Here is a 7,093-nt window from a genome sequence, read left to right as displayed (position 1 = left end):
CATCGGCGTTGAACGCCGACGGAAAGCCCGACATCGAAAAAATCCGTCCACTGGTCTTCAGCCCCGAAGTGAGTCTTTACCACACAGTGGGGCGGCAGATCGGCAAGGCTTTCGGCATCGGCAAACCCCTCATGCCCGATCGGGATTAGCTGTTCCGCCGGCAGACGAGGGATCGGAATGCACACCACGGCGTCGGCGGTATTGACTTGGACGACGAAGCTCATTAAGGTAAATTTCAATATTCGATTTTTGGTGATGTTTACCGGAAAGCGGCTGAGGCCGGCTGGAAGGGGATAAACGCCCCGCAAGCGCCCGACTTCAATCCGCCTCAGCTCCTGATGCAACTGCGTGGGCGTGGGCCGCCTTTCCGGCACCACCGCCCCATTAACATCGAACGTCGAGTAAATCTTCTGAACGCATACCGGCTCGGCCGCACGCGATGTCGCACCAACCGCGGAGACATCTTCACTTTTATGAAATACAATGCCCTCATCACCCGTTACGTCCTGAAGGAGATGTTCCCGCCCTTTGCCGTCAACGTCCTGTTTTTCATGTTCGTATTTCTTCTGACCGAGATCCTCGACATCACCGATATGATCGTCAACTATAAGGTGGGCCTGTGGGCGGTACTGAGGATACTCGCCTACTCCATGCCCTATTTCCTCATCTTTATCCTTCCCATGTCGGTAATGATGGCCGTCCTTCTGACCTTTCTCCGTATGTCCGGAGACAACGAAATCATCGCCCTCAAATCAAGCGGCATCGGCATATACCAGCTGCTGCCGGCCGTCTTCGCCTTTTGTCTGGCGGGATCGATTATCACCGGCCTCATGACCGTCTACGGACAACCCTGGAGCCGCACCGCCCTGAAGACGCTCACCATCGAGATCGCCAAATCCAATGTCGATATCGGCCTCAAGGAGCGGACCTTCAACAACGCCTTCAAGGGCGTCATGCTCTACGTCAACGAGATCGACCTGAAAAAAAAGGAACTCATCGACGTCTTCATCCAGGACGAACGCAACCCGGACACCGCAGTCACGGTGGTCGCTCCGCTGGGGAAAATGGGCAGCGATCCCGACAATCTTCTCTTCCACATGCGGCTCCACAACGGCACCATCAACCAGGTGGATCTCCGGAAAAAATCCGTCAACACCGTTCACTTCGACACCTACGACATCCAACTCGACCTCAAGCAGGCCATGGAGAACATCTCCGACGAACCCAAAAACGAGCGCGAAATGCACCTCACCGAATTGTGGGCGTATCTGCAAGCCGCCTCGTCAAAAGATGTCCGCTACTACCGATGCCTGATAGAACTCCACAAGAAGTTTTCCATTCCCGTCGCCTGCTTCGCCTTGGGCATTCTGGCAATTCCCTTGGGGGTCCAGTCCAAATCCGCCCGCAAATCCTTCGGGTTCGCCCTGGGCTTCCTTCTCTTCCTGGGTTATTATCTTCTGCTTTCCGCCGGTATGGTCTTCGGCGAAACCGGCGCCTATCCGCCGGCTATCGGCATGTGGCTCCCCAATATCGTCACCGGCGGGTTCGGCGGGTACCTGCTGGCCAGAACCGTGAAGGGGCGTCCCATCTACATTGACCTTCTCCCCCAAATCTTCGCATGGCTGCGAAAGGCATGATACTCTATAATATCGTTCTCGGCCTCGGGGCTTTTTGCGGACTCCCGCTGGTCCTGCCCCTGGCGCTTTGCTCCGGGAAGCGGCGGGCCACCGCTCTGGAGCGCCTGGGGTTGCGGGGACTGCCGCCGACACCGGAAAAAAGCGGTTCCGGCCGGAGGCGGATCTGGATCCACGCGCTTTCCGTGGGAGAGGTGACATCGGCCGTCCCGCTGGCGATGGGCCTCCGAAACCGATTCCCCGACCACGACATCTTTTTCTCGGCCTCGACCCGAACAGGATTTTTAACGGCCCGGCGCCTCCTGGACGGTATTGTCCAGGCCCTTTTCTTTTTTCCCTACGATCTCCCTTTTTCGGTCTCCAGGCTGGTCCGCCGGGTCTCTCCGGATGTCATGGTGATCGTCGAGACGGATCTCTGGCCCAATTTCCTGGAACAGATGCACAGACGCGCCGTTCCGGTGTTTCTCGTCAACGCCCGGATCTCCAGTCGTTCCTGCGCGGGATACCGGCGGCTGTCGTTCCTCACCCGCCCGATGTTCCGCGCCCTTACGAAAATCGGGGTGCCGTCGGCGGAGGACGGTCTCCGATGGACGGCGCTGGGGGTATCGCCCGAGCGCATTATCCGGACGGGAAACATCAAGTTCGATCAGCCCATCCCCGACATCCCCGAAACCGAACGGCAACGGATGCGACGAGCCCTGAAGATCGCTCCGGAAAGGCGCATCGTGGTGGCCGGATCGACCCACGACGGAGAGGAGCAGGTACTGAAGACGGCTTTCCTACGGCTGAAGGCCGTTTATCCGGACCTGTGCCTGATCTCGGCCCCCCGGGACCCCGACCGGGCCGGGAGGGTCCGGCGAATCTTCGCTTCAGCCGGAATCGAGACCGAAACCCTGAGTCAGCTCGAAAACGGTGGCGATAAACGCTTGGACGTTGTGGTGATCGACCGAATCGGCCTCCTCAAGCGCCTTTACGCCCTGGCCGAGGCGGCCGTGGTGGGGGGCAGCCTGGTGAACCGGGGCGGCCACAACCCGCTGGAGCCTGCGGCCGTCGGCGTGCCCGTTCTCTTCGGCCCCTATATGAGCGATTTCAGGGAAATCGCCGATCTTCTGATCGCGGGGGGCGGCGCCCTGGAAATACCGGACCCAATGCGGCTTGCCGAGGTCCTGCAGGCACTCCTGGAGGACCGGACCCGCAGGGCCGACATGGGCCAGGCGGCCCGCGAAACCGTACTGGTCAACCGGGGGGCCGTCGACCGAACGGCGGCACTGATCACGGAAGGCATAACCGCATGAGCACGCTTCGTCGAGCGATTCTGGCCGCCATTGAAAACGACGGCCCCATGGCGTCGGGGCTCCCGGCCCTCGGACTGTCGGCGGTCGCCCGTCTCTATGAAACGGCGATGGTCCGGCGGGCTCTCTGGTATGCCGCCGACCGAAGACGATCGCGGCGGCTGCCTTGCCGGGTGGTCTCCATAGGCAACATCACCGTGGGCGGAACCGGAAAAACACCCATGACCCTCCGGCTGGCCGGAGAGTTTGCGGATGCCGGGATCCCCACGGTGATTGTGAGCCGCGGCTACCGGGGGAAGGCGGAAGCCGAAGGCGGCGTTGTCAGCGACGGGGAAACCCTTTTCATGGATGCCGCGACGGCCGGGGACGAACCCTTCATGATGGCCGAAACCCTCATGGCGGCCCAACGACGCGTGCCGGTGGTCGTGGGCCGAGATCGGTACGCAGCCGGCATGACAGCCGTTCGTCGATTCGGCGCGAAGATCCTTCTTCTGGACGACGCCTTCCAGCACCTCAGGCTTGCCCGGGACCTTGACCTCCTGCTTCTGGACGCCCGGGCGCCTTTTGGCAACGGCCGTGTACTGCCCCGGGGACCGCTCCGGGAGCCTCTTTCCGCCCTGAAGCGGGCCGATGCCGTGATCCTGACACGCTGCGATCCGGGGGTCTCTCCGGCCGCCCGGGAGATTGAAAGAGGGGTCCTCGGATGCCCCCTCTTTCGGACGGTTCATCGGCCGTTCGTCCGCAAGATCGTGCGGTATTCAGCTCCGGTTCCGGACGAGCCCGGTCCGGTCCGTCCCGAAGCGATCGACCGGCGACCTGCCGTCTTCGCCTTTTCCGGCATCGCCCGAAACGAAACCTTTATTTTCACCGCGCAGTCCCTGGGATTTCAGGTGACGGGCCAGGCGGGTTTTCCAGACCATTATGCTTACACCCCCTCGGACCTGACGGATCTGTCGGCCGCAGCCGTCTCGTCCGGAGCCGGAGGCATCGTCACCACGGAGAAGGACTACGCCCGGATGGACCGAGGGTTTACATGGCCCCTCGATCTTTTCGTCATCGGCATAGAGATGGATTTCGGGGCTGAGAACCCGGCCTTCCGCCGGTTTGTCCGCAGCCGCTTAGGCATCCCGGAATCCCCGCCCGTCAACCCCTCAGCACCGGCTTGAACAGCGCCGTCAACGCCGGGACCCGAAGGACACATCCATGAATACCATCGCACCCGAAGACATCCGCCGCATTCTGATCCGCGCCGCCAACTGGGTGGGGGACGCCGTAATGAGCACACCCATGATCCGGGCGGTGAGACACAACTTTCCCCAGGCGGAGATCCATGTTCTGGCCAAACCGTGGGTGGCGCCCGTTTTTGAGAACAGCCCCGACGTCGACCAGATCATCCCTTACGACGCCCGGGGACGGCATGAAGGTTTCCCGGGCATTCTTCGACTCTGCGGAGAGCTTCGATCCGTCGGTTTCGATCTGGCGGTTCTGGTCCAGAACGCCTTCGAAGCGGCCCTCATCGCAAGGCTCGCGGGAATACCCCGGAGGCTCGGTTATGCCACCGACGGACGGACGCTGCTGCTCACCCATGCCGTGCCCATGACACGCCGCCTCAAGCGAAGGCATCAGATCGACTATTACCTGGGCGTGCTGGAAGGCGCCGGCCTCCGCACCTTCGGGAGGGAGACAAGCCTCTGGGTGTCGCCCGCCGAACGGGTCCGAGCCGCACGAATCCTGAAAAAAGCCGGCGCAATCCGTACGGACGGCATCATTGGCCTCAATCCCGGCGCGGCTTTCGGCGGCGCCAAGCGGTGGCCGGGGGAACGGTTTGTCGAACTGGGCCGGCGCATCGCGGCGCATTACCCCGCTCTGCCCATCGCCGTTTTCGGCGGACCGGGAGAGACGGCCCTGGGTGACGGGATCCAGCGGGACATCGGCGGGAGCTGCATCAATCTGGCCGGTCGGACCACCCTGCGCGAGGCCGTCGCCCTGATTGAACGGTGCCGTTTTTTCATCACCAACGATTCCGGTTTGATGCACGTTGCCGATGCCCTGGATATTCCGCTGGTGGCGATTTTCGGCCCCACCGACCCGACCACGACGTCTCCGTCGGGCCCCTGCAGCCGCATGGTCCGGGTGCCGGTACCGTGCAGCCCCTGCATGATGCCCGAATGCCCCATCGCGGACGGGTTGGAGCGGCATGGATGCATGCAGGCGGTGACGGTGGAACGGGTTTTGAGCGAGGCCGTGCCGTTTCTCGGCATTGACGAGGAAGGCGGTCGCGGGTGAAGATTCTGATCGTCAAACTCAGCGCCATCGGCGACGTCATCCACACCCTGCCGGCCGTAAACGCTCTCCGCGCGCACTATCCCGGCGCGCACATCGCCTGGGTGGCGGAGGAGGCCGCCGCTCCACTCGTCAAGGGACACCCGGCCCTCGATCGGGTGATCGTCTCCGGTCGGAAACGGTGGGCGGAAGCGCTGCGATCGGGATATCGACGACAAGAGACGCTTCGTGAGATCGGCCGCTTCCTGCGCGATCTCAGAGATACCCGATACGATCTGGTCATCGACTTTCAGCAGCTCCTCAAAAGCGGGGCCGTGACGGCACTGGCCCGAGGCGGCGTCAAGGTCGGCTTCGGTCCGGGCATGCAGCACATGGAGATGAGCTACCTCTTTCTCAATCGACGTATCCCAAGCGTCTCCATGGAGCACCACGCCCTCTCGCGGAATCTGATGCTCCTCCGGGCGCTGGGTGTTCCCGCTTCCCGGATCGTCTATCGGCTCCCTATGGATGCAGTGGATCACGAGGCGGCGGCGGCTTTGCTGAAGCAGGCGGGCATCGCCGGGGATCGGCCCCTGGTGGCGGTCAATCCCGTGGCCCAGTGGAAGACCAAGCTGTGGCCCAACCACCGGTTCGCGGCTCTGGCCGACCGCCTCATTCACGACCACGGCGTCGACATCGTTTTCACCGGGGGTCCCGACGACCGGCCGACAGTAGCGGATATCCTGTCCCGAATGCGCCGGAAGGCAGGCGACCTGACGGGACAGACCACTTTGCGGACCCTGGCCGCCCTTTACCGGCGGGCCCGAATGGTGATTTCAACGGATACGGGCCCCATGCATTTGTCGGCGGCGGTGGAAACCCCCGTTGTCGCCATCTTCGGCCCCACAGCCCCGTGGCGGACCGGCCCCTTCGGTCCAGGGCATGCGGTGGTTCGGCTGGGGCCTTCCTGCAGCCCGTGCTTCAAACGCTCCTGCCCCCGGGGGGATCACCTCTGCATGACCGGCCTGGACGTGGATGCCGTCCTGAAGGCCGTGACCCGACCCGGGATGAAACCTATTCGTCGATTGTGAACCTGAACCGGCGGGTCATCACTGCCCGGGATTCATCGCCGTCGGGAATGAAGGTCCGCTCCACAAAACGGATCTCGCCGCCGTTGCCGACGAGCAACGCAGACGAGGATCGGGTGCCGTATGTGGGGGAGACGATAAACATGGAAGAAAGGATCCGCTCCCATTCAAGCCCGACACCCGTCTCCGGCAGAAGGTCGTCGGAAGGACGGCGCCGGTCTTCGAGGATCCTCAAAACCGCTTCCGACGTGATCCGCCCGTTGGAACAGACCTGCGCCATTGCGGCCTTCCCCCGATCGACCTTGGGCCAGGGTGAATCCAGAAACCGATTGCTGAGGCCGTGGATGCCCGGCGTCACGACCTGGATCTCGCCCCGCCGGCTTGAATAGCAGAAGAGATCCCGCCGATCCCCGACCAGAAGGTTGAATCCGTTGTAGGACGCCCCATTCCGCATGATGCGCGTGAGGTAGGGCAGAGGGGGTTCATGACCCGTCAGAAAGTCCTTCACAAGGACGCCCCGGGACGGCGCCCCGTTACGATTGGCCGAAGGATCCCTGAAATTGGTAAGGGCCGCGAACCGACCGGCACGGGTCACCCCCATCCACGTTCCGCCCCCCCGCAGATCCCGGCCGGCCAGCACCGAGGCGGAGACGGGACCTGCGGCACCACTCTCCCAATATCCCAGGGGTGCCGTGGGGCGCTCATGGAACTCATCCCGATTGGCACCCAGGATCAGACGGTAGTCCGGGTGGTCCGCATATGAAAAAAGAATCAAACACATAGCATCACCATTGACCTTCAGTTTTGAATTATGTTA

At 62.5% G+C, this 7,093-nt stretch carries 6 protein-coding genes; 5 read left to right on the top strand and 1 reads right to left on the bottom strand.

Features of this window, described 5'->3' with window-relative positions; genetic code table 11:
* Positions 1-473: 473 nt before the first annotated feature.
* From lptF to waaC, 5 genes are read left to right on the top strand one after another with little or no spacing between them, the layout of a single operon-like run.
* Complete coding sequence (gene lptF / locus AB7S84_RS01400) at positions 474-1,637, top strand: LPS export ABC transporter permease LptF (protein WP_428152779.1); 1,164 nt, start codon at positions 474-476, stop codon at positions 1,635-1,637.
* Positions 1,634-2,929: a 3-deoxy-D-manno-octulosonic acid transferase gene (locus AB7S84_RS01395; RefSeq protein ID WP_428152778.1), complete on the top strand. Its 1,296-nt coding sequence runs from the start codon at positions 1,634-1,636 to the stop codon at positions 2,927-2,929. Before lptF ends, AB7S84_RS01395 begins: the two co-directional genes overlap by 4 nt.
* Positions 2,926-4,092, top strand: a complete 1,167-nt coding sequence (gene lpxK, locus AB7S84_RS01390; protein ID WP_428152777.1) for a tetraacyldisaccharide 4'-kinase — start codon at positions 2,926-2,928, stop codon at positions 4,090-4,092. Before AB7S84_RS01395 ends, lpxK begins: the two co-directional genes overlap by 4 nt.
* 37 nt (positions 4,093-4,129) lie before the next feature.
* Entirely contained in the window at positions 4,130-5,212 is a 1,083-nt protein-coding gene (gene waaF / locus AB7S84_RS01385; protein WP_428152776.1) for a lipopolysaccharide heptosyltransferase II, read from the top strand.
* Complete coding sequence (gene waaC / locus AB7S84_RS01380; protein ID WP_020877630.1) at positions 5,209-6,279, top strand: lipopolysaccharide heptosyltransferase I; 1,071 nt, start codon at positions 5,209-5,211, stop codon at positions 6,277-6,279. Before waaF ends, waaC begins: the two co-directional genes overlap by 4 nt.
* On the opposite strand, the gene AB7S84_RS01375 is transcribed toward waaC, so the two are convergent.
* Entirely contained in the window at positions 6,263-7,057 is a 795-nt protein-coding gene (locus AB7S84_RS01375; protein ID WP_020877631.1) for an NRDE family protein, read from the bottom strand. The genes waaC and AB7S84_RS01375 overlap by 17 nt on opposite strands.
* Positions 7,058-7,093 lie beyond the last annotated feature (36 nt).

This window comes from Desulfococcus sp. (genome assembly GCF_050178255.1).
GTDB lineage: Bacteria > Desulfobacterota > Desulfobacteria > Desulfobacterales > Desulfococcaceae > Desulfococcus > Desulfococcus multivorans.
The sequence above is the reverse complement of the archived record's forward strand: the minus strand, read 5'-3'. Positions and strand labels throughout refer to the sequence as shown.